The following is a 24,305-nucleotide window of genomic DNA, read 5'->3' on the forward strand; positions in this document are numbered from 1 at the left end:
GATAAAATGGCAGGAAAGCGAGAGATTGGATAGGCCCGCAAATTCCTATGGGTGAAGGGCTGCGCTACAAGATATAGGGTCTTCATTCTTTATGACAATGTGGATTTTTACACAAATGTTTAGCTAATGCCTGTAAAATATATGGGAAAAATCATTGATATGAGGGGGATGACGCGTCTTTCTTTGTTGGGCGGGTGGCTGATGGCGGTGGCCTGTAGCCCTGTGGTGCAGCCCTTTCAGCCGCCATCGGCGCCCATGGCGGGCAATATTCAGGATGAGATTTATCAGACCCCGGATGGCCGCGCTCTGCCGCTCAGAATCTGGCCTGATCCTGATCGGACGGCACCGCCAAGCTGCGCTGTGGTGCTGGCCTTGCATGGGTTCAATGATTATCGCGCCGCTTTTGATTGGTCGGCACCTTTGCTGGCTGATTGGGGCGTGCGGGTTTATGCCTATGATCAGCGGGGCTTTGGTGAAAATCCGCGGGCCGGAATTTGGGCGGGGGCGGATGCCTTGCGTGCCGATGCCCAAGCCCTGATCGGTCTTTTGAAAGCCCGCCATCCTGATCTTCCGGTGATTTTACTGGGGGAAAGCATGGGCGCGGCGGTGTCGGTTCTGGCTTTGGCTCAGGATGACAAGAGCCCAAAGGCCGATGGCGCGGTGCTGGTATCTCCCGCCGCGTGGGGCTGGTCTGAGATGCCGTTTTTCTATCGGATGAGCCTATGGTTAGCTGCCCATATCGCCCCCGGATGGGAACTGACCGGGCAGGGGCTAAAGCGTGTGGCATCGGATAATCGCGAGGCATTGATCAAAATGGGGCGCGATCCTCATGTGATCAAGGCGACGCGGGTGGATGCGATTTATGGGCTTGTTTCCCTGATGGAACAGGCGATGCAAGCGGCGCGTAGGCTGGATGTGCCGACCCTTGTGCTGATTGGCGAGAAAGACGAAATCCTGCCTATCGAGGCCATTGAGGCCATCGCCCACACGATTCCGGAAGAGCAGCGCATCATCCGGCGCTATGCAGATGGTTATCATCTGCTTTTGCGTGATCTTCAGCGGGATGATGTGGTTTCAGATATTGTTGCGTTCATCAATGATTTGGACGGATATGATCGGCGCTGTCAGAAAACGGTTCAGAAAATTCCCCCAGAAAATGCCTTAGAATAGTCCAACCCAAAAGACTGCCGATCACGGCTCCCAAGCTTGCGGCGATCATGCAGATGAACAGGTCTGTATCAAAGATCGTGGTCATGAAAAAGGCAAAGGCGGCACCCGCTGCGGCGCTTAAAAGTCCGCAGGTCAGGATTGTGATCTGCGCCATGAAATTTATCCCCTGTTCTTTATTTGCCTTATAGCGTTTTAAGATCGTCCCTGCCTGATTGGACAATCACTTTAAAGCTTACCATTTTACAGCGATTCGGCACCATTATCCACAAATATTTTTGTATTATATGATGTGCCCATTCTTAGTTTGGCATAGGATATGCATAATTAATGATTGTGGCATACGCATGACGTCCGCATCTTTGTTTGAATTTTCTGTATGTCTGGATTGTGATTTATGGAAAAACCAACGAAAAGACAGGCGCTTTCTATATTGAGCCATCGCGCGGCTTTTCTGATCTGGCTCGCGGGCAGCCTGATCGGCTGGTTGGCTGTGATGCTCATCCTTGTTTTTATTCTGTAATATCGGTCATGGGGCATTCGGAATGCACCCATTATTTGATCAATGACAAAAATGGCTCCAAGCCTCTTGCCTATCGGGCTGGTTTGTTTTCGCTGGCGAATTTTTCGATAGGCTCTGGCAATAAACGGGAGCAGGTTGTCCGTAAATTTTACAAAAGAACGCGGCAACGACAAAAATGTGTTATATTTTCTGACATTTCATGGTCATTTTTTTAAGTGTGATTTAAAAAACGGTGGTTCATGAAGGGTTTATAATATTTACTTTAATGGCATGAGATTTGCATTTTTCAGTAAACGACTATCCATGAAATGGCAAAATGATGCATCAGATGCGCGCAATGATCGCTAAAGTATCGGCAAAAGGATTGCGGGGCTTGTCCCTCCATCTTGTGGCTGCCGTGATTATGGTGCTCGGCTTGGTCCCGGTCAAAAGCCAGGCTACTGAGATCGTAGCGGGTGGGCTTGGCGATGGTAGCTGTGGAAATGCCACCGTCACGGCGCATGAAGCCAGCGGGGCTGTTGTTAATTTCAAAAGCTGTGTTGGGCGCTTGGCGGGGAATGATGCCACAGGTGATGGCGATCCTCTTTTGTCATTGCTCAATGATGAGGATATTTTCGGCGCTACCGACTGGATCTTTTTCGGAAAAAGCGATGGCAATAATCCTGCATTCCTCGCCAGCACTGATCAAACCAGCGGTATCTGGTCGCTTTGGGATGATACCGCAGCGATTGCCGGTCCATTCGTCATCAGTTTCAAGCATGGTAATGGCTTTAGTGCCTTTTTCTTTGACGATCTGATCTCGGTGCGTGGGGGTGATTTTGCTTTGTCTTCGGCTCTTTCGGGGGGTGGCCGAAATAACCGGGTCAATGCTTTGTCCCATGCGTCCGTGTTTTTGTCGCCAACCACCTCCACCACCGTCGCAGTCCCTTTGCCTGCGACCCTTGTTTTTCTGGGTTTTGGCCTGATCCTGCTGGGCTTGCTGGGCGGTCGTCGCAGCCGGTTGTGCCAGCTGATCAAAAAGGGTGCGGCATGATTTTGAGCTAAACAATCGGGAGGGGGAACTCCTGAGAAGAAGGGCGCGCCGCTTCAACCCCGGCTGCGCCCTTCGCCTTTTAGCGGTGATTTCAGGGGTGCTCGCTTTACCGCAAGCCATGCTCATTGAGCAATTGATATAAAGTGGGCCGGCTCACATCAAGGAGACGCGCGGCCTCGGATATATTGCCATCGGTTTGGGCCATGGCTTTTTGGATCGAGTCCAGCTCGGCCCTCTGGCGGGCCATTTTGATGGTCAGGATCTGTTCATCGGGGCTTTCGGCAAGATCAAGATCAGCCGCTGAAATCCGGCCATTGGCGGTGGCAAGAGCCCGTTTGATCCGGCTTTGTAATTCGCGCACATTGCCGGGCCAGTGATAATGCGAGATCGCAGCCAATCCATCTCCGGCAAAACCGGGGTTTTTCAGCCCCTGTTCATGGCTCCATGTGTCGAGAAAATGATGGGCGATGAGCAGGGCATCTTCCGGCCGGTCCCGCAAAGGGGGGACCTGCACCACAGCTTCGCCAACCCGGTAATAAAGATCTTCGCGGAAATGCCCTTCGGCAATGGCTTTTTCCAGATCGCAATTGGTGGCACACACCATGCGAAAATTGATGGCAATCTGCTTTCGGCCGCCCACCCGTTCGATGGTTTTTTCTTGCAAGACCCGCAAAAGCTTGGCCTGCAAGGACAAAGGCAGATCGCCGATTTCATCAAGCATCAAAGTCCCTTCATGGGCCTGTTCGATCTTGCCGATGGTTGTTTTATGGGCCCCGGTGAAGGCCCCGCGTTCATAGCCAAAGAGTTCGGATTCCAACAGATTTTCAGGAATGGCTGCGCAATTGATGGCGATGAACGGGCCCTTGCTGCGTCGGCTCAGGCTATGCACCCCACGGGATAGCAATTCCTTGCCCGTGCCGCTGTCACCGATGATCAAAACCGAGACATCGGTTTTCGCCAGACGCATGATTTGATCACCAATCGATTTCATTTTGGGGCTGGCGGTGATCAGGTCAGGGATCGCATTGGCCTGACTTTCAAGCTGCAGGCGGCGATTATCCTGCTCCAGATCATAAAGCTTCAAGGCCCGACGCACGATCAACCGCAATTCATCCACATCCAGCGGCTTTTCATAAAAATCATAAGCCCCAAGCGAGACCGATTTCAAAGCATAGGACCGTTCCTTCTGCCCGGTCATGATGATCACTTTGGTATCGGGGCTGGCGGCCAGAATATCGCGCAAGGCCGATAAACCTTCGCTGGGGCCATCGGTATCGGGGGGCAGCCCAAGATCGAGCAAAACCACAGCAGGGGCTTCTTTTCGCACGGCTTTGATGGCGCTTGGGCGATCGGCGCATAAGGTGCATTCCAGATCATCAAAGGCCCATTTCAATTGCCCCCTGATGCCCGGATCATCATCAACGATCAGCAATGTTCGTGTTGGTTCATTCATAAATCGAGACCATATCCCATCATAACCGGGTTTGCTAAAAATTTACAAAAGGGCAGGAAAGCTGAGCCGCATGGTGGTGCCGGAGCCGGGGCTGCTGATCACATCCAGATCGCCCCCTTGTTCGCGGGCAAATTCTCGGCATTGAAAGGCACCAACGCCAAAGCCGCTGCGTTTGGTGGATCGGAAGGGCACAAAAAGGGTATCGCGAATGAATTCGGGGCTCATCCCGGCCCCATGATCGGTGATGTCGATGATGATCTTGTCGCCAATCAGATCGAGGGAGACCTCGACCTCGTCTTCGCTTGTCTCGTTTTCGATAGGGTCGTCTTTGCAGGCCCCGGCTTCAAAGGCATTGGATAATAAATGGCCGATGGTGGCGCAAAACCGCTCTTTCGGTACATGGATCATCAAACTATGTGCGGCAGCATCGGCTTTCAGCACAGCCTTGCCACTGTTATTTTCGGCACGCTTGGCCAATTCATGCTGCAAGACCGGATAAACTGCAATTTCTTCGGGTTCTTCGGCCGATCCCTTGCCCGCTTCCACTTGGGTGAGACGGATGATCAGCTTTTGCATCCGCTCTACACTATGCTGGATGGTTTCATGCATATCACGCTGAAATTCCGGATTGGCGGAATGCTTGTCAAAATTTTTCAGCATCAGGGAAAGCTGGCTGATGATATTTTTAAGATCATGGGCAACAAAAGCATATTGCCGATTGAAGCGGGCAAATTGCCGATTTTCCTCCAGGATGGCTGCCGCTTTTGATTCCGCCAGAAAGCTTGCGCATTGCTGTGCCACCAAAAGCAGAAGATCTTCATCTTCCACATCGATTTTATTGGCCACCCGCGGATGAGTGAGGATGAGAAAACCATTCAGATTTTGCAGATGGGGCAGGGGAATGACAATCCATGCCGCCCGATCTACATGAAAGGGGCTTTGCGCCAAACGCTGGTCATAAAGGCAATGAAGGGCGCCCTGATCATCTTGAAACAGATCAATGGATACAGGATGAGGGATATGCGTTGCGGGCCGGAAATTCCATGTTGCCTGCAAGCGCGGCCGATCCTGCTCCAAAACCCATAAAGCGCCACCGGGGCTTTCCAGAATTTCAGCACAGGCCTTGATGATCCGATATTCCAAAGAGCTGTTATTGCGCCCATCGGTGGCCAAAGTTCCCATCAGGCGACGCCATTCATGGGCATAATCATATTTTCGGCTGTAAAAATGCCGGGCAACAAAAAGTTTGATACGCGCCCGGGCGCTGCCCGATGATAAAAAGAACAACAGCATCATCAGGGCAAAGAAAAGCAGACCGATCTGCAAGGGGAGGGCGGCATCTTCGGATAATTCGGGCAAAATAAGAGCCGCAGCCGCCACCAGAAGCAGATAAAAACCTACACCGATCAGGGTGAGAGAATAAAGAACTGCTTGCCGTGATACGAAAAAGGGATCGCGCCAGAATTTATAGCGCGCCGCACTGATGAATAAAAAGGGCACGATGGCAAGGTTCAGCAGTCCCCGAATACTATGATAGGCCGTGTTCATATCGCCCATGGCAAAAATCTGGGCATGCACCACCAGATCATAGGCAAAGGCTATCCCTAGGGGAATACAGATGAATTTCAGATGCCAGCGTTCATAATCATTGGTGGCCTGAAAAACCCCCACAAGGGCAGCAAGCCCCAAAATCATACTGGAAAGATCAAGGATATAAATGATCTGACCCAAAAGCGCGGGGGCAATGCCAAAGCCCAGCAGGCTGATGATTTTGGAGAGAATCAAAAACGGGACTAAAATCCCGACGATCCTTTGAAGCCCCCCCGAAGTCTGGCTTGCAGTCTGGCCTGAAGTTTGGCCCGGGGATTGGGGCAAAAGGCTGACCAGAAAAAGGGCCCAGCCCAAAAAATGCGCAGTGTAAAGCAGCCAGGCCAGATGGGTTGAAAAGGGGAATGTGCCATAAATCTGGCTCATGGCCCATAAACCATGGATGAAGGCAGCCATGGCAAACAGGCGGCTTTGACTTTGACGCCATCCTTTTCTCAGCAAAAGCAGGGCGAGCGCGATAAAGCCCACAGCCGTTAGTGCGAATGTCCAGAAATGGATCATCCTGCGCGGTCCTCCTGCCCCTTGTTCCCTTTTTACACAGTTCTACAGCTTTGTTCTGAACGCAAGTCTTTCACAACATTTAAAATAAAGTGTTTGGTGCTTGGACAAGTCTTTGCTGTGAGATGGATCAGTCTATGCTAATGTTTGACGAAGCACGGATCACAGGGTCACAGGATCGCGTGGGATGAAAAAGGGGCCGCAGTTTTCAAAGCCTGCGGATCCTATCCGAATCGGGGAATAAAGAGTCGAAGATGACAGTCTCAAATTTATTGAAACACTGGGTTTTATTGATCAGCCTGGCCGCGATTTCGGCCTGCACACCCGCCGACCCACAGCAGCGGGCCGAAAAATATTACGAATCAGGATTGGAAAAATTTCAATCCGAAAAATACAATGCCGCTGTCATCGAATTGAAAAATGCCTTGCAGGAAAAGGCGGATTTTATCCCCGCCCGGCTTTTGCTGGGCCGACTTTATCTGCAAAATTATCAGATCACCGCCGCTAGGAAAGAATATGAACGTGCAAAGGAAGCGGGGGCTGCGCCATCCGAATATCTGGTTCCTTTGATGCGCGTTTATAATCTGGGCAGGGAATTTCCCAAAGCTTTGGGCCTTGTGGAGGCGGCTGCCCCCGATCTGGCGCGCGATCCCGATGTGATGGCCTATCATGCCGATGCGCTTTTGGGTCAGGGGCGTGTGGGGGATGCACAGGATCTTTTGCAATCCGCACCGGCTCAAACGGCGGGGATTTTGGCGCGTCTCGGGCAGATCGCCCTAAGCCAGAATGAAACCGAAAAGGCGGCATCCTTATCACAACAGGCGTTGGAAGCCGGGCCCAAACAGTATGAAGCCAATCTGCTGGCCGGGCGTATGGCGATCATGGCGGAAAACAGGGATCAGGCCGAAGGCTATTTGCGCACGGCGCTTAAAGCCGATCCCGCATCGCCTTTGGCCACCATAAGCCTTGCCAGCCTTTTGATCGAACAAGGCGGGCTGGATGAGGCCTTGGGCTTGCTCGATGATTTGCGCCAGCGCGGGTTGAGCTCGGAGCAAAGCATTTATCTGCGTTCCTTGATTGCCCTGCAGCAGCAGAAATTTGAAATTGCCAAAACCGAATCCGAGCGTGTTCTGGCAAGTAATCCGCGCAGCCGCTCTGCCCTTTTGGTGGCCGGGATTGCCAATAGCGCCCTGGGGAATGATCAGATTGCGATCAATAATCTGCAACGCTTTGCCAAGGAAAGCATCGGCGATGATAATGTTCCCGAAGTGGCCAGCCGGGCTCTTGCCTGGTCGAATTTAAGGCTGGGCAATCCCTCGGATGCCTTGGCCGCCATTGCCCCCCTGGCCAGCACCGGGGGCGCGGGTGAAGACAATCTTGCCGCTTTGCGCCTGGCAACGGCCGCCGCCGTGCAATCGGGCAAGATGGATCAGGCGATCGGCTATCTTGAAAATGCCCTGGGGCGGACGCCCGATAATCTGGCCTTAGCCACAGCCTTGGCTTCGCTCAAGCTTGGGATTGGCGATAAAGCCGGGGCAGAAGCGGCTTTAAAGCCTTTTTCCAACGGTGATCAACTGGATAGCGTGAATGATCGCATGCGTCTTGGGGTGACCTATGCGCGGGCTGGCAATCTTGATGAAGCCATGACTATTGCCAACGCCCTTATTACCGATCATCCCGAGCGTGCAGCGGGCTATTTTCTGAAAGGGCTGGTGCACGGCACTCGGGGGGAATCGGCTGAAGGCATTGATCTTATTGAAAAAGCCAATGCTCTTGAACCCTATAATCAGCCGGTGATCGTGGCCTTGATCAGGCTTTATCGTGAACAGGGTCGGCAGGATAAGGCCATCGGCTTGATTGAAACGGCGCTTAAAAAGGCACCGGAGTCAGCCGAGCTGAAATTAGGTCTGGCCCAGCTTTTGGCTGAATCAGGGCAAAATGAAAAGGTAGAGGCGCTGCTGCGCGATGTGGTGGCGCAATATCCCGAACAGCAGGCCTATAAGCTCGCTTTGGGTCGCTATCTTTTGGCCAATGGGCAGGAAAAAGAAGCGCTTGATCTGGCCAAAGGGATTTTGAAGGCCAATCCCGATCAAACAGAAGCAATGGAGCTGGCGGGTCTTGCCGAGCAGATCATGGGTGATTCCGCTGCGGCCTTGCAGCGGTTTGATCGGCTGGTGGCGCTTAATCCTGAAAATGCACGCAATCATGTTTTGCTGGCGCGCAGCCTTGTTGCTTCGGGTCGTATCGATGATGCCATCGCTTCTTTACGTGAAAGCATCAGATTGAATGATGAATATAACAATGCGCGGGCCATATTAGCGCGGCTTTTGGCAGAAAAAGGGCAGACGAAAGAGGCGGATGATCTTCTTGTGGAATTGGAAAGTCGTTTGGGGGCAACCCCTGATTTTCTGGAATTGAAGGCCGAGATTTTCTTGCGGCTTGGGGAACAGGCCAAAGCAGCGGCGGCTATGGAGCGGGCTCATGCGCAGGCACCCACCGAAAAGCGGGCGCTTTCATTGTCGCAGATTCTTTGGTCGATCGGTGAAAAGGAAAAAGCGCTCGCAGCCCTCGAAGGCATGGAAACATTAGAATCAAACCTGCAGCGCGCCCAATTATTGAGCCAGATGGGCGAAAAAGAACGGGCGGCCCAGCTTTATGATGCGGTGTTGGATAAAAACCCTGAAAATCCGGTTTTGCTGAATAATTATGCTTGGCTTTTGTGGGAAATGGGGCGCACTGATCAGGCTTTCCAGCTTGCCAGCAAGGCGCGGAGGCTCGCCCCAAAATCCGCATCCATTCAAGATACCTATGGAGTGATCAGCTTATCACGCGGAAATTTGGGGCAGGCCTTGGCGGCCCATCGCGAAGCTTATAGCCTTGCCCCTGATAATCCCGACATTCAGATGAATTTGGCCAAAGCTCTGTTGGAAAATGGGAATAAAGAAGAAGTGCAGACATTGCTGGCGGATTTAGGACGTAAAATCGATCCGGCTCGGCGCGACGAAGTGGCAGAGCTTCTTAAAAAAGCCCGGCAATAAACCTGCATCCTTCTTTCATCACCTTGGTGCCCTTTATCAATCCGGACGCGTTGCAGCCCGAAGGGGTGCGCCGCAGCAGAGCCGGGGTTCATCTGGTTGAGGGCTGAGGATGGGAAAGAGTGGACCCCGGGTCTCCGCCCGGGGTGACGAAGTTAAAGAGGCTCGGGGTGGCGAAGAAGAAGGCTACGAGGTGACGAAGAAGGAGGCTACGATAACCGCCCTTAGCGAAAGGCGGGTTCGTCGAAGCTTCGGAGCTTGCGCGAGTGGAGGGTGCCCGATGCCGCTTCATCGCGCAGCAATTCCATCGCCCGGATACCGATCTGCAAATGCTGGCTGACGCTTTTTTCATAAAATACATCGGCCATGCCCGGCAGCTTGATTTCACCGTGCAAAGGGCGATCCGAAACACATAAAAGCGTGCCATAAGGCACCCGGAAGCGATAGCCATTGGCGGCAATGGTAGCGGATTCCATATCGATGGCAATCGCCCGCGATTGATTGAAACGCAGCGCCAGTTCATCGATCCGCAATTCCCAGTTCCGATCATCGGTGGTGACAACGGTTCCGGTGCGCAGCCGGGCTTTCAGGGATTTGCCCTTCAGGCCGGTGGTTTCCGATACCGCATTGGCCAAAGCCACCTGCACCTCGGCAATGGTGGGCAGGGGAATGGCGGTGGGCAGGGCCCCATCCAGCACATGATCATCGCGCAGATAAGCATGGGCCAGCACATAATCCCCCAGCCTTTGGCTGCCGCGCAGACCGCCGCAATGGCCCACCATCAGCCAGGCATGGCTGCGCAGAACCGCCAGATGATCGGTTACCGTTTTGGCATTGGATGGCCCCACACCAATATTGACCATACTGATCCCGCCACGCCCTTCGCGTACCAGATGATAGGCGGGCATCTGCGGGGGTTTGGCAATCAGATCTTTTGATGGTTTTTTTCCGCGCTGGGTGATCCGCCCCCCCGGTTCCACCAGCATATCATAGCGCCCGGCTTCCACTTCGTTTTTGCCAAATTCAATGAATTCATCAACATAGCGCTGATAATTGGTAAAAAGAACGAAATGCTGGAAATGCTCGGGATCGGAGGCCGTGTAGTGGCGGATGCGATGCAGGGAATAATCAATCCGCTCGGCTGAAAAAAGCGATAAAGGGGCCACTTTTTCCACGCCCTTGATGCGTTCGCCATCCACGATATCATCATTGGTGGCAACAAGATTGGGCAGGCTGAAACTATTCTTGATCTCGTTCCGGCGTTCGGGCGTGAGGCCGGATGCCGCCCGTTCAAGGGCAAAGGTGAGCGGGATCTGCGTATGGCTTTTGCCCACCATGAAAATCGCCTCATGATGATTGATCAAAAGCTCCATCTGATCGAACAGATAATCCCGAAACAGATAAGGGCAGGTGATGTCGGTCCCATGAAAGCCATGGGTATTGACCTTGCCGAAAGCCAGATTACTGGTGCGCGATAATTTGCTGGGATCAACCTTTGCCGCCAGATAGGGATAATGCGCGGGCCGGGCCGGGCCCTCCAGGCGATTATCCAGAAAGGCATCGAAATCTTCCTTGATGGTGGCAATGGCATCTTCATAATGGCTGATCATGCGATCAATGGCTTGTTGCGCCGTTTCGCAGATCACCAGATCCGTGGCGGGGAAATCTTGCAACAATTGTGTGTCGATCTGATTTTTTTTCATGATTTATCCTGAATTCCGTTCGGCATTATAGCGATAACAAAAAACTGGCCATGGCGGCGCTCATCAGATTTGAAAGCGTACCAGCCAAAATGGCCTTCAATCCCAGCCGGGCGATTTCTGATTTCCGATCCGGCAGCATGGCGCCCAAGCCCCCGAAAATGATCGCCAGCGCCGGAAAATTGGCAAAGCCGCACAAGGCGAAGGTGATCACGGCAACACTATGGGCGCTTAGCGTATCCTGAATTTGCGCCAATTGCACATAAGCGATGAATTCGTTGAGGATGGTTTTCTGGCCCAGAAGATTTCCAGCCGCGGCCGCCTCATGCCAGGGGATCCCCATCAGATACATCAAAGGGGATAAAACAACACCCAGCACCAGTTCAAGGCTTAAATCTTCAAAACCCAAAAGCGATCCGATGCCACCGAAAAGATCATTCAGCAAAGCCAGCAAGGCCACAAAGGCCAAAAGCAGCGCCCCCACGCTGACGGCGATTTTAAGCCCGGACATGGCCCCATCGGCGGCGGCCTCGATCACATTGGCGGGTTTGTTCTTCGGATCAAAGCCGGTGGCATCAAGGGCTTTGATGGGTTCTTCCCGTTCATCAGGGGATTCCGGCATCAGCAATTTGGCCTGCAACAAGCCCCCCGGCGCTGCCATGAACGCCGCCGCCAGCAGATATTCCAGATTGATCCCAAGGCTGGCATAGCCCACCAATATGGCCCCCGATACCGAAGACAGGCCCACCGCCATCACCGAAAAAAGCTGGGAATGGCTAAGGCTGGCAAGATATGGCCGCACCACCAGCGGGGCTTCCACCATGCCGACGAAAATATTGGCCGCCGCAGACAGGCTTTCCACAGGGCGCGCGCCGATGATTTTTTGCAGACCGCCGCCAATCAGCAAAACGATCCATTGCATGATCTTGAGATAATATAAAACCGCAATGAGCGATGAAACGAACACGATCACCGGCAAAACCCGGAAGGCAAAAATAAAGCCTGAACTATCATTGCCTAAGGGGCCGAAAAGAAAGCTGATCCCTTCATCGGCATAGGTAACGATCGAGCCCACACCCAAGGCCACAGCGCCCAGAACATCCTTTCCCATCGGGATATAAAGGGCGAAAATGGCGATCAGCGCCTGCAAGGCAAAGGCGCTGCCCACCACCCGAAACCGAATATGCCGCCAATTGCTCGAAGCCAAAACCCCAATGGCAAGTAAAAGCAGCATACCGGCAAGAGCGATCATTAAGGGATCCTTTATCTGGGGTCTAGGGTCAAGGACCTATGAAGCACGCCTATCATGCCTGCGTTCATGCCCCATTCTGGCCTTAATCACCATAAGGAAGCCAGACGTTTTTCACCTGTGTCGCCTCGCGCAGGAACTGACGCCCCTCGCCAAATTTTGGGGATGACCAATCCCGGGCTTTGCCATAATTCACCCAGCAGCGCTTCAGATTATCGGCCGATAACCGCTCCACCTGCTCGCTGCCTTTGGCCGTGCCAAAATACCAAAGCCCATCGACCTGATCATGGCGTGCCAACACATCGGCGAGGCCATCGCGATGCCCGGTGACGATATTGACCGCGCCATCCGGCACATCGGATGTTTCAAGGATCTGATAGAAATCGGTGGCGATGAGGGGAAAGCGCTGGGAGGGGACGATGACCGTACGATTGCCCATCGCCAGATGCGGTGCCAGCAATGAAATGAAGCTGAGGAGCGGGCTACGATCAGGGCAGAGCACCGCCGTTACCCCCAAAGGCTCGTTGATGGCAAGGGCGATATTGCGCAGGGGCGGATTATGAACCAGCCCATCAAATTTATCGGCCCAGGCCCCATAGCTGAACAGCCGGGAAATACTGGCCAGAACCTCGGCCTTGGCGGCTTTGGCGCTGGCCCCCGTGAGGCGGCTCAGGCGGTGGGCAAATTCTTCTTCGCGGATGGCCAGATTTTCAGCGATATAATAAAGGATCTGGGCCCGGTTATGGCCGGTGCTTTTGCTCCAGCCTTCAGCCTTGAAGGCGGCTTCCACGGCATCGCGGATGTCTTTCCGATTGCCATCACCCACAAGCCCGATCAGCTTGCCGCCCTGATCCATCACCGGCAGGCTATTGCCGCCATCGGGGCGCTTTTGTTTGCCCCCGATATAGATTTTCGCGGTGCGGTCGATCAGATCATGGGGTTTGCTCTGGGCTTTCGGAGCGGCTTTGGCCTCGATGATATCGCGGCCCGATGGCTGCCATTCATCACGCAGCTTCATATATTCATAAAGCCCTTCGCGGCCGCCCTCACGGCCAAAGCCGCTTTCGCGATAGCCGCCAAAGCCGCAGGCTGCATCGAACTGGTTGGTGCAGTTGATCCACAGCACACCGGCCTTCACCAGCCCGGAAATTTCAAGGGCACGATTGATATTTTCCGACCACACGCTGGCCGATAGCCCATAGCGGGTATTATTGGCCAGATCGGCAGCTTCGGCCAGGGTGCGAAAGCTTGTGACCGTGAGAACGGGACCGAAGATTTCTTCGCGCGCGGCGATATTGGCGGGGGCCACATCGGTTAGAATGCTGGGCAGATAATAGCATCCCTTTTCGGGCGTGGGGATATCGGGCTGCCACAGCACCGCCCCTTCGCGCACCGATTGGCCGACCAGTTCATCGATCCTTTGATGCTGGATGGGATCGACGATGGCCCCCATATCGATGGCTTTATCAAGGGGCGAGCCAAGGCGGAAATTGCTCAGCCGGTGCTTGATCTTTTCGATCAGGCTGTCGGCCACCCCTTCCTCGACGATCAACCGCGAACCGGCACAGCACACCTGACCCTGATTGAACCAGATGGCATCCACCAGCCCTTCCACGGCGCTATCAAGATCGGCATCATCAAAAACGATGAAGGGCGATTTGCCGCCCAGTTCCAAAGTCAGCTTTTTGCCGCTTCCAGCCGTTGAGCGGCGGATCAGGCGGCCCACATCGGTGGAGCCGGTGAAGGCGATTTTTGCCACATCTTCATGGCGCACCAGCAATTCGCCGGTTTCGCCCGCGCCGGTGACGATATTCACCACCCCATTGGGCAATCCGGCCTCGCGGCATAATTCGGCAAAATAAAGGGCGGTGAGGCTAGTATATTCCGCCGGTTTCATCACCACACAATTGCCCATGGCTATTGCCGGGGCAATCTTCCAGGCCATCATCAACAAAGGGAAATTCCACGGAATGATCTGCCCCACCACGCCCAAAGGCTCATAATCGGGCAGATCCTGTTCCATGAGTTGGGCCCAGCCCGCATGATGATAAAAATGCCGGGCCACGAGGGGGATATCGATATCGCGGCTTTCGCGGATCGGCTTGCCATTATCCATGCTTTCCAGAACCGCTAAAAACCGGCTGTTTTTCTGGATCAAACGGGCGAGGGCATAAAGATGGCGGGCGCGTTCATGGCCGCTCAGGCCCGACCATTTGGGATAGGCTTTTTTGGCGGCAGCCACGGCCTTGTCGATATCGGCGGGCCCGGCAATGGCGATCGAGGCGAGCAGATCGCCGGTAGCCGGATTGCGGCTTTCCAACGAATTGCGGGTGCCTTCGGGGGCCTGCCACTGGCCATCGATGAACAGATCAAAGCCGCCCTCGTGCCGGGCCAGCCAATCTGTGACATAATCGGATTGTTCGGGCGCGGGGCCATAGGACATGCTATCGAAAATCTCGGCTATTTTGGTTGACATGAGGAGCCCTTATCCCATCGGGTGGCGATGTGCAGCCGAATAACGGCCGGTGACGAAATGTTCGAGCTGGCGCTCGATATCGGTGAGGAGGCGCGAGGCGCCAAATCTGAACAGGGTTGGCTCCAGCCAGTCGCGACCCAGTTCTTCCTTGACCAGAACCAGATATTGCACGGCATCTTTCGCCGTGGAAATCCCGCCCGCCGGTTTATAGCCGATCTTATAGCCCGTGCGTTCGTAATAATCGCGGATGGCGCGCATCATGATCAGGCTGGTGGGCTGGGTGGCATTGATTTTTTCCATGCCGGTCGATGTTTTGATGAAATCGGCACCGGCCATCATCGCCACCATCGATGCCTTGGCGATCTTGGTGGCCGAACCCAGTTCGCCGGTGGCCAGAATGGCTTTCAGATGGGCATCCCCACAGGCCTCGCGAAAGGCTTTCACTTCTTCATATAAAGCCTGCCAGTTGCTGGTGAGCACATGACGACGGGAAATCACGATGTCGATTTCCGATGCTCCGGCGGCCACGGATTCATGAATTTCCGCCAGGCGCAAATGAAAGGGCGATAAACCCGCCGGAAAGCCGGTGGAAACCGCCGCCACGGGAATATGGCTGCCCTTCAGTGCCTCGACCGCGGTGGAGACCATTTCATGATACACACACACAGCGCCCACGGTGATCGGCCGATCGGCCATGCCCAAAGCGGCCATCAGATCGGGGCGCACGGGTTGGCGCGCCTTGGCACACAGGCGGCGCACCCGGCCCGGTGTATCATCACCCGACAAGGTGGTGAGATCGATGCAACTGATGGCTTTCAAAAGCCAGGCGGCCTGCCATTTCTTTTTCACCGAACGGCGGGCTTTCAGCGTATCGATCCGGCGTTCCACTGCCGATAGATTGACCCTGATATGCTCGATCATGCCTGCATCGAAGGGAATAGCCGTATTGCGCATCATGGATGCATTATGACCCGCCCCATGGGGCAGATTTTGATCAAAGGGGGTTAATGCCGTGACCTTTTGTTCACTCACCAGATCGAACCTTTCGCATTCATTCTTCAACTATAAACAGCTTTCAAAAAAAGCGCTCACCGGCATCAAGGGGCGGCAATCCCAGATGATGGGCAAGGCTTTGGCCGATATCGGCAAAGCTTTGGCGTATGCCTATATCCTTAGCCCCCAGATCCGGCCCAAAAGCCAGAACGGGAATATATTCCCTTGTATGATCCGAACCCTCGGCGGTGGGATCGCAGCCATGATCGGCGGATAGCACCATCACATCCCCCGGTTTCAAGGCAGCGCGCAATGCGGGCAATTGCCGATCAAAGGCTTCCAAAGCTGCAGCATAGCCCGGCACATTGCGGCGATGGCCATAGAGCATATCGAAATCCACAAAATTGGCAAAAACAATGGACCCATCGGAGGCGGTTTCGATTTGCTCGATAAGGCGTTCAAAAACCGCCTGATTGCCATGCGCCTTGATGGAGCGGCTGATCCCCGATCCTGCAAAAATATCGCTGATCTTGCCAATCGAGATGACCTCGCGGCCATGATCCTTGCTGATATCGAGCAAGGTGGGCGCATGGGGCGGGGTTGCCAGATCGCGGCGATTGCCCGTTCGCTCGAAAGTGTCGGGGTGTTCACCCAGAAAGGGGCGGGCGATCACCCGGCCGATATGATAATCATCCACCAGTTCCCGGGCGATGGCGCACAGCTCATAAAGACGATCCAGACCAAAATGGGTTTCATGGGCGGCAATCTGGAACACACTATCCGCCGATGTGTAAACAATGGGCTTGCCGGTTTTGATATGCTCTTCACCCAGTTCGGCGATGATGCTGGTGCCCGATGCATGGCAATTCCCTAGAACACCGGGGATGTTGGCCCGGCTGATCAGATCATTGATTAATTGATCAGGAAAGCAGGGGGTTTCTTTGGGGAAATAGCCCCAATCGAACAGAACGGGCAAACCCATCATTTCCCAATGGCCGCTGGGGGTATCCTTGCCTTTGCTGCGCTCTGCCGCTGCGCCGTGAAGCCCGGTGGTGGTGCTTGGCAAAATCATATGGGCGGGCAGGGTGCCGCCAGCCGTGCGCGCTGCATGGCCCAGGCCCAAAGCCAATAAATTGGGAATGTTGAGCGGGCCTTGGCGCAGGCCGGGCTGATCGGCGGCGCCATCGGCACAGGCCTGGGCGATATGGCAAAAGGTATTGGACCCCTGATCGCCGAAAACGGCGGCATCGGGGGCTTCACCGATACCAAAGGAGTCGAGAACGGCAATGATCGCACGCACGGGCTTTCCCCAGATTTGTCACTCTTTTAATCGTCATTCGATTTTAGCCATTTGCAAGATCATGAGCAGCTATGATCAGGGATAAAAATGGCCATGGCCTTTTACAAAGCCACTGTTCAATGACTGTGGCAAAAATTGACCGAAAAGTCAAAAAACAAATTGCGATAACAAGGCGCATATAGCCCCATCATAGCAACAGATGTGGATGAAAAAGACAAGGCTTGTTCCAAACGCCAGAATTTTGTTAACAATATAAACAGATATTGCTATCAAAAAAAATGGCTATGATCGGACCATCATCATAAAAAACCAGCGGGGACGGATCGACCATGAATGGGGACCCAAAGGCAACAAAATCATTGGGGCGTGCTGCGCGCAAGTCGGTGCCTCAAAACCCCGTTAATATGGCAGGCACAAAGCCCAATATCAAGGAAGCCGAAGATCCATCAGAGCGGGTGTATCGCGATATCGCCAAAGCGGTATTGGAACAGCGCCTGCAGCCGGGAACCAAGCTGGGGGAACAATTGCTGTGCGAGATATTTAATGTAAACAGGCCGGTCATCCGTCGGGCCCTGATGCGGCTTTCCTATGAAACTCTGGTCGAAATCCGGCCCCATCGCGGGGCGTTTGTGGCCAGCCCCACGCCCCTTGATGCCCGGCAGATTTTCGAAGCGCGAAGGGCTTTGGAAGATTGGGTGGTGCGCATCTGTGCAGAACGGATCGATCCAAATGCCCTCCAATCCCTGACACAGCATGTGGCCATCGAGCAGGAGGCGCGTTTATCCGATGATCGTGTGCGCTGGATCAGGCTTTCGGGGCAGTTTCATCTTGAATTGGCCGCCGCTACGGGCAATAGCCGCATCCAGCGTTATCTTGAAGATCTGATCGCACAAACATCGCTGATCATCAGCCTTTATGGCGGAGCCGAGCGGGTGGCTTGTGAGGATAATGATCATAGCGAGATCGTTGCGGCCATCGCCCGCGCCGATGCCGATCATGCCATCAGCCTGATGCGTGCCCATCTGGCCGCCTGCGAGGCCGGATTATCCTTTGAAGAAAAAGGCCATGCCACCGATCTGCGGGCGATCTTTCCTGTTTCGGGCAAGCGGTGATAAGCTTTTTATAAGTTCAACATTTTGCAAACAGAGACTGTTCATGACCTCATTCGATATCGATGCCAGTGCCAAAGCCATCAAGGCGCATTATTCTAAAGCATTTCCCAAAACCGCCCTGATCTTAGGCAGCGGGCTGGGAAAATTTGGTGAAAATATGGAATTGGAAGCAGTGATCGATTATGCCGATATTCCAGATTTTCCGGTTTCAACCGTTGCCGGCCATAGCGGCAGGCTTTTGATCGGCACGGTGGGCACAACCCCGCTCGTTTGCATGCAGGGCCGGATGCATCTTTATGAGGGCTATCCGGCGCAACGCTTGGCCATTCCTGTTCGCACTCTGAAAACCTTAGGCGTGGAACGGATCATCATCACCAATGCCGCAGGCAGCACGCGCCCTGAAATGGGGCCGGGGTCTTTGATGATGATCGCCGATCATATCAATTTTTCCGCGCAAAATCCCTTGATCGGGGCGAATGATGATCGCTTTGGGGATCGCTTTTTCGATATGTCGGATGCTTGGAACAGCGAATTGCGCGCAGCCCTTGCCGCGGTAGCCAAGGCAGAGGGGATCGATCTTCACAGCGGGGTTTATCTGCAGGTAGCCGGGCCCAATTTTGAAACCCCTGCGGAAGTACGGATGTTTGCGGCCTTTGGGGCGGATGCGATTGGTATGTCAACGGTGCCGGAATGTTTGGTGGCCCATCATGCGGGGATGAAGGTGGTGGGGATTTCGGTGATCACCAATCTGGCCGCCGGGATTGCCAGCCATGCCTTAAGCCATGAGGAAACGATTTCCGAAGCCAATAAAGCCTATGAAGACATGAAGCGGCTTTTGACCCGCTTTCTGGCTGATCTCTCCTGATCTCAGCGGATAGGGCGGTTCAGCGGCGGATGCGGCTTTTCAGGGCGGCGGCCATCAAAGAGGGCGGTGTTTGGGGGGAGAAATGCGTCAGATATGCCCCCTCGCGGCCCATCAGCATGATATTGGTCGTATGATCAATGAGATAGCTGCTATAGGCTTCATCGGTGGTTTTGGAAAAACGCACGGCATAGGCGGTGGCCATCCGCTTGATATCCGGCACCGTGCCGGTGATGCCGGTGAAGGCGGGGTGAAAGCTTTCAAGATATTGGCCCAGCTTTTCCGGGGTATCGCGCTCGGGATCAAGGGTGACAAAGATAGGCGCGATTTGCGCCGCCAATTCAGGGTCATCCTGTTCCAGCGCATAAAGGCTATTGGAAACCGCCAATAATGACATCGGACACACATCGGGGCAAAAGCTGTAGCCAAATACGATCAGCATATAGCGGCCGCGAAAATCCTGCGCCGTGACGGGGGCACCATCCACCCCGATGAGGGAAAAAGCCCCCCCCACCGGCGCATCAAGATCGACCTCGCCTTCAGGATTGGTCGGGTCTTTTGTTTTCAAGGCATCGCCTTGGGCCTTTTGATCTGTTGCGCTTGGATTGGCGGAAAATAGATCTGGCATGGTTTTATAAACAATAAAAACAGCCAGAAATGAAATCCCTGCCACCACCAAAGGCAGCAGGGTTTGTTTCCGAAACAGGCTCACGGTACAATCCAATCCGATACAGGTTCGACGCCTTTGCGATTTGTTGCATCGAACTTGACGATATAGGCCCCTTTTGATCCAAAGCGCTGGCCAGAACCCAAGGATAGGCGCGGATGGGGACCGGGATCAAAACCCACGCCGATATCATGTTCGATTAATTCGATGAGATAGCTGCCATAATAATCGCTGAGCAAATGGCCCATGGCAAAAGAGATGGTTTTCACCGCATAATAAGCCTGTAATTGCATGGTCCAATCAGGGATCGGCAATTTTCGGGCCCGCAGCCAGGCGCGAATCCGATAGGCATCGGCATGATAGGCATCGGGTTTATCATAGGGATAGATGGCTCGCACATGGCCCCATTGGCCTTCGGGAAGTTGGGCTTGCATCGCCGCGATCGAGGCCGAGGGCACATAGATCATGAGATCGCCGGGGAGCGATGTTTCAGCCAAAGCTTTAGCCGCAGCTTCAGGCGCAGTGCCGGGCCACAGGATAAGGGTTGAGGAGGGATTTTTGCCCGCCACAGCCGCCTTGATGGCCTTTCTCCATGCCTTTTCTAGGGATTTTTCTGGGGCTTTTCCCGATTTCACCTTCTGGCTTTTGATTTTCTGCTCGGGAGCCCGCTTTTCCATGGCGCTGGCAAACCGCTCAGCCGGTTTCCGGCCTTCGGCATCCTGATGATAAATCTGCCGGATCGTGCCTTTTTCTGGGGCGTTCTCCAGATTCTGGCCTAAATGGTCTGCAAGCGCATCGGCTTCCAGCAGCAAGGCACGTGAGAAATAAATTGTGAAGCTATCCGGCCCGGTATTTTCCGATGGTAATTGGGTGATGGGCAGGATGCAGGGCATTCTTTTGGCATCACAAAATGCGGCGATGGGGGCGTAATCCCCTTCAACCAAAGCACTGGCAACCAGAAATGCAGGCTGTTTTTGATAATAGCGCTCCAGTTGTTCGGGCCAGCTTTTCGGATCACCGGTCAGCCGCCAGACAGCAATATCCCAATCGCGATAGGAATCCTGGAATTCGGATCGATAATAGGGTGAATAGCCGGGGCGGGCTTTATCGGTATGATAGGATTTTGATTTCCAGTCGGCATAGGCGGTGATCACGCCGGTAAAGGCTTCAGCGCGTTCCGGGTCCACCGGGCCGGCGACGATGGTGGCCAAATGCAATTTCTCAGGCTCTACGCCCTTGTCATAGCTGGGGTAGGTTTCTTTCAAAAAAGCATAAAGATTGGCGACATCGGTATCGCTTAATTCATAGCGCGGCATGGCGGGGTTCAAAGCCCGGCCCACGGGATCAACCCCTTCGCGAATGGCGGCCCCCAGATGATCAAGCTCATAAGCCGGGCGCAAGCGGCCACGGCGCGCATCATGAACAAAAAGCGGGCCTTGGGGTTCCTTGTAATATTCTTTGAAGCGTTCATTGCGCAAAGCACGATCGGCTTTGCGTTCGGTAAACAGATAGCTAGCATTGATCGGGGGCACATAAACGCCGCCCTCGCTCGATCCCATCCCGCTGGGGCGATGACAACTGACACAGGTCATTTGCGCACCACTGATCTGGATATCTCCGCCTGTGATGCCGGAAATCACGGAGCCATCAGCACTGATCCCGTCATAATAAAGGCGCTTGCCAAGGGCGGGGTCGCCTTTCGGTGCGGAGGCGGGGCCTTGGGCATGGACGCCCGAAGCGGTGACGCCACTGAAAACAAGGGCAAGAACAAAAAAATGAAAGCGGATTTTGGGAAAGCGGAGCCGAGATAAACGAATTGGGAGACCAAACATCAACACTACTCTGACTAAGGGGATCACTGATGGGCGGCAGCTTTGTGCTGCAAAACGCTTTCAAATTCGTTCATCAGGGCAGCCTTGCTCAAAAGCCCATCCAGCCGCACCCAATCTTTCCCCGGTTCGGCCCGCAGATAGGTATAGGGCCGGTGATACATTTTATTGCCGCTTTCATAAAGGGCATCAAACGCCTTGATCGCCAAACGCACCTCGGCCAAAGAGCCGGTGAGGAAAATCCAGTTTTCCGGCGCATTATAGCGCTTTGCATAGCTCAAAAGCCGCTCTGGCGTATCATATTCGGGATCGATCGAGATGGAAATGAGGCGTGTTTCGGGATCGAGGTCCGTCATCGGGGCGATGGATTGCGCAAAACTGGCCGATAAAACCGGGCACACCGTGGCGCAGCTGGTGAAGATGAACTGCAAAGCCACCGGGCCGGGCTGGGCCAGTATCTGGGCCAGATCATGGGCTTTACCATGCTGATCCACAAGCTGTACGGATGAAACATCATAAGCGCCGATGCTCGCCTTATAATTCCGACCGGGCTTTGTGGGGCCGTTATACATGTGGAATTTCTGTTCACCATGGCCCATCACATGCTCATTCTGGCCATGCTGGCTATGATCCATCGTGCTATGATCAGCTTGGGCGCGCGCCGGAACAGACATAGCAGTAAAACCAAGGGCCATGCAGCCAAGCGCCATGATCTTCGAAAGTGTTTTTGCCGGGGTCTGTTCCATCGTTTAATCCCTTCAATGCAGAATGACATCCGTATAAAACGCAAAAGCTGCCGGGCCTGAGCCCGGCAGTGTGGTTACCAATTAAAACCCTTTAACGTCAGCAGCATAACCGCCTCAGTGAACCGACCAGATGGCAACGCCATGATGGAAAGGATCGAACTGATAATAGCGCAGACGCTGTGCAGGATCGTAGCGGAATTCGACTTCCACTTCATGCTTGCCCAAGCCATCTTCGGTGACCTGATTGGCAAACTGGGTGAAATCGGTTTGCAGTTCCTGCTGGATGATCACGCCTTTTTGTCCGGCTGTCATGGCCTGTGCTTCGGCAACATTGGAAGCAAGACCACCCAAACCGGCCATCGTGGCGGCGTCACCCAGAATACCAGCCTGTGTGAAGCCCCCTTCAGGACGCACAGCCGGGGGAACAACCGCAGGATTGACCGTATTGGGCATCCAGTTGGTGCGCCCAAAGGTGAACCATGGGCCCTGGCCATTCAAAGGCAGGGTGTTATGGAAGGTATTTTCCCAACCCCGAAGACCTCCGAAATCGACGCTGAAATACCCATGCGGGAAATAATCACCATTATAAAGGGTGACATTGAGTGTCGTCCCGCGGGTTGTCCATTCGTCGAAGCGACCTTGTGAGCCGGTGGTGCCGTCATGCCCGGTCAACATCCCATAGATGGTGTTGTTGACATAGAACAAGGTGCTGTCGGCGGTGAGATCAGGCGTGACCCCACGTGGCAGTTTATTGCGGTTTTTCCAATCAAAGAACGCTTCTTCGATTTCCTTCACAAGCAGAGCCGCCGTGCTGGTTTCCGTGCGGCCATTGAAGTTGTATTCCCGCAGGGCTTTCAAGGCCAGCCACATGCGCTTGGCAGGTGCCAGATCGCCAATCATCCCGATGGCAGCCAGCTTGGCGGCTTCGCTGGACGAAGGCGCTTCGCCAAAGACATCGATTTCCCATTGCGGAATGGATTTTCCACCCGGTGCCTTCAGGGCATTTTCAATGGCCTGAATGCGGGATGGATGGACGCGCCATCCCCAATGATAGGTCAGATTCCAAAAGCGCCCGGGGGCCATCTTGAAATCAAACTCATAGCGTTCGCCTTCATTCATCGGAAAGAAGGAGCCATCCAGTGCCACTGAGGGCACACCTACGCCACCGCGCAGATTGGGATCATCGAAATACATCACGAAGGGGGCCCAATCTTCATGACCTCTTTTCACGACATCGACGACATAATTGATGGTCCATTCTTCATCGAGCACATTGCTGGGATCGATGGAGAAAGTATCCGAAAGGATGAAATGCCGCCCCCAAACCTGATGAACCGTGACCGAATTGGTTTCGGGATCAACAGATTTGATCTGTTCCGGGCCTTTGTAATTGAGCAAAGGCATGCCGCTATAGACGCGATTGATCGGGTTTCCTTCCAGAATATCGAGCGCAAACTGGATATCTTCCTGATCAACACGGGTGGCGACACGCTCGCCAATCTGGCCCGCTGCATCATCGCCGCGCGGAACTTCACTATCACCGCGACGCGGATCAGTGGGAACGCGCAAACCACCATGGAAGCGGGTTTGGGTTGTGGCCCATAATTCGCGCCAATTAGTGGCTTCCTTCAGGCGTTTGATCACCCGCGCCAGATCTTCTTCCGGACCACGATCATCAGCCAGAACGCTGACAACGGGATCGGGATGAAGATTATAAGGGTTTTCCGGCGTTGAGTTCAGCGTATTGGGAATTTCATTCCCTGCTGAATCGAGCGCATTGCCAAAGATCGTCGGCAACAGGTTCGATGGATTGGTGCTATCCGCTCCCAGTGTTTCTGAAGGCGGGAAAGGATGACCCGCGCCCGAAAGCGCTTCGGCCGATCCGGTTTTATAGATCGTTTTTGTGCCGTCATTGACCACTTCCATTGTGCGATCAGCCGGCAGGGGCTGGAAAGGCGCCCCATCCTGAGCGAATGCCGCGCCGGTTCCCGCCAGCATAACTGCCGGCAAAAGAACCTTGGCCATCCGCCTGTCGAGTTTCGTTCTCATTACGT

The 24,305-nt window shown here is 54.0% G+C and carries 17 protein-coding genes; 6 read left to right on the forward strand and 11 right to left on the reverse strand.

Translation table 11 applies throughout. The annotated features are described in order from the left end of the window. Positions 1-168: 168 nt before the first annotated feature. The 3 genes from AQ1_RS06350 (at position 169) to AQ1_RS06360 (ending at position 2,723) form a co-directional block, all read left to right on the forward strand. On the forward strand, positions 169-1,170 hold the full coding sequence (locus tag AQ1_RS06350) for an alpha/beta fold hydrolase (protein ID WP_052371051.1): 1,002 nt from the start codon (positions 169-171) through the stop codon (positions 1,168-1,170). A gap of 394 nt (positions 1,171-1,564) precedes the next feature. Next, positions 1,565-1,690: a hypothetical protein gene (locus AQ1_RS15435; RefSeq protein ID WP_313981400.1), complete on the forward strand. Its 126-nt coding sequence runs from the start codon at positions 1,565-1,567 to the stop codon at positions 1,688-1,690. 328 nt (positions 1,691-2,018) lie between these two features. Next, positions 2,019-2,723 (forward strand): hypothetical protein, encoded by a 705-nt coding sequence (locus AQ1_RS06360; RefSeq protein ID WP_150007184.1) that lies wholly within the window; start codon positions 2,019-2,021, stop codon positions 2,721-2,723. Between the two features lie 106 nt (positions 2,724-2,829). Here AQ1_RS06360 and prsR read toward each other — a convergent pair whose 3' ends face one another. Beyond that, the gene (gene prsR, locus AQ1_RS06365; protein ID WP_042085455.1) at positions 2,830-4,176 is read right to left on the reverse strand and encodes a PEP-CTERM-box response regulator transcription factor; all 1,347 of its coding nucleotides are present in this window, start codon (positions 4,174-4,176) and stop codon (positions 2,830-2,832) included. A 42-nt stretch (positions 4,177-4,218) separates the two neighbouring features. After that, positions 4,219-6,285, reverse strand: coding sequence for an XrtA/PEP-CTERM system histidine kinase PrsK (prsK, locus tag AQ1_RS06370; protein WP_081837124.1), 2,067 nt, complete (start codon positions 6,283-6,285; stop codon positions 4,219-4,221). 251 nt (positions 6,286-6,536) lie between these two features. On the opposite strand from prsK, the gene prsT reads away from it, so the two are divergent. Beyond that, complete coding sequence (gene prsT, locus AQ1_RS06375) at positions 6,537-9,320, forward strand: XrtA/PEP-CTERM system TPR-repeat protein PrsT (protein WP_042085459.1); 2,784 nt, start codon at positions 6,537-6,539, stop codon at positions 9,318-9,320. Between the two features lie 221 nt (positions 9,321-9,541). On the opposite strand, the gene AQ1_RS06380 is transcribed toward prsT, so the two are convergent. The 5 genes from AQ1_RS06380 to AQ1_RS06400 form a co-directional block, all read right to left on the reverse strand. After that, the gene (locus AQ1_RS06380) at positions 9,542-11,020 is read right to left on the reverse strand and encodes an AMP nucleosidase (protein ID WP_042085460.1); all 1,479 of its coding nucleotides are present in this window, start codon (positions 11,018-11,020) and stop codon (positions 9,542-9,544) included. A 25-nt stretch (positions 11,021-11,045) separates the two neighbouring features. Then, positions 11,046-12,269, reverse strand: a complete 1,224-nt coding sequence (locus tag AQ1_RS06385) for a NupC/NupG family nucleoside CNT transporter (protein ID WP_042085461.1) — start codon at positions 12,267-12,269, stop codon at positions 11,046-11,048. 82 nt (positions 12,270-12,351) lie between these two features. After that, positions 12,352-14,742, reverse strand: coding sequence for an aldehyde dehydrogenase family protein (locus tag AQ1_RS06390; protein ID WP_042085462.1), 2,391 nt, complete (start codon positions 14,740-14,742; stop codon positions 12,352-12,354). 9 nt (positions 14,743-14,751) lie between these two features. Continuing rightward, a complete protein-coding gene (deoC, locus tag AQ1_RS06395) occupies positions 14,752-15,699 on the reverse strand; it encodes a deoxyribose-phosphate aldolase (protein WP_042085593.1) in 948 nt (315 codons plus the stop codon). Positions 15,700-15,817: 118 nt separating this feature from the next. Beyond that, positions 15,818-17,035 (reverse strand): phosphopentomutase, encoded by a 1,218-nt coding sequence (locus AQ1_RS06400; protein ID WP_081837125.1) that lies wholly within the window; start codon positions 17,033-17,035, stop codon positions 15,818-15,820. A 329-nt stretch (positions 17,036-17,364) separates the two neighbouring features. Here AQ1_RS06400 and AQ1_RS06405 point away from each other — a divergent pair, with 329 nt between their 5' ends. Together AQ1_RS06405 and AQ1_RS06410 are read left to right on the forward strand one after the other, a co-directional pair. Further along, positions 17,365-18,147 (forward strand): GntR family transcriptional regulator, encoded by a 783-nt coding sequence (locus AQ1_RS06405; protein ID WP_081837126.1) that lies wholly within the window; start codon positions 17,365-17,367, stop codon positions 18,145-18,147. Between the two features lie 43 nt (positions 18,148-18,190). After that, a complete protein-coding gene (locus AQ1_RS06410; RefSeq protein ID WP_042085466.1) occupies positions 18,191-19,012 on the forward strand; it encodes a purine-nucleoside phosphorylase in 822 nt (273 codons plus the stop codon). 19 nt (positions 19,013-19,031) lie between these two features. Here the strand turns inward: AQ1_RS06410 and AQ1_RS06415 are convergent, their stop codons facing one another. The 4 genes from AQ1_RS06415 to AQ1_RS06430 form a co-directional block, all read right to left on the reverse strand. After that, positions 19,032-19,721 carry an SCO family protein gene (locus AQ1_RS06415; protein WP_052371053.1) on the reverse strand — a complete coding sequence of 230 codons (690 nt, stop codon included), beginning with the start codon at positions 19,719-19,721 and terminating at the stop codon, positions 19,032-19,034. Further along, the gene (locus tag AQ1_RS06420; protein WP_042085468.1) at positions 19,718-21,508 is read right to left on the reverse strand and encodes a c-type cytochrome; all 1,791 of its coding nucleotides are present in this window, start codon (positions 21,506-21,508) and stop codon (positions 19,718-19,720) included. Before AQ1_RS06420 ends, AQ1_RS06415 begins: the two co-directional genes overlap by 4 nt. A 23-nt stretch (positions 21,509-21,531) precedes the next feature. Continuing rightward, a complete protein-coding gene (locus AQ1_RS06425) occupies positions 21,532-22,251 on the reverse strand; it encodes an SCO family protein (protein WP_052371054.1) in 720 nt (239 codons plus the stop codon). Between the two features lie 114 nt (positions 22,252-22,365). Then, positions 22,366-24,300, reverse strand: a complete 1,935-nt coding sequence (locus tag AQ1_RS06430; RefSeq protein ID WP_152550394.1) for a hypothetical protein — start codon at positions 24,298-24,300, stop codon at positions 22,366-22,368. Between the last annotated feature and the right edge of the window lie 5 nt (positions 24,301-24,305).

Origin of the sequence: Iodidimonas nitroreducens (assembly GCA_000710935.1) — a bacterium.
Taxonomy (GTDB): domain Bacteria; phylum Pseudomonadota; class Alphaproteobacteria; order Sphingomonadales; family Rhodothalassiaceae; genus Iodidimonas; species Iodidimonas nitroreducens.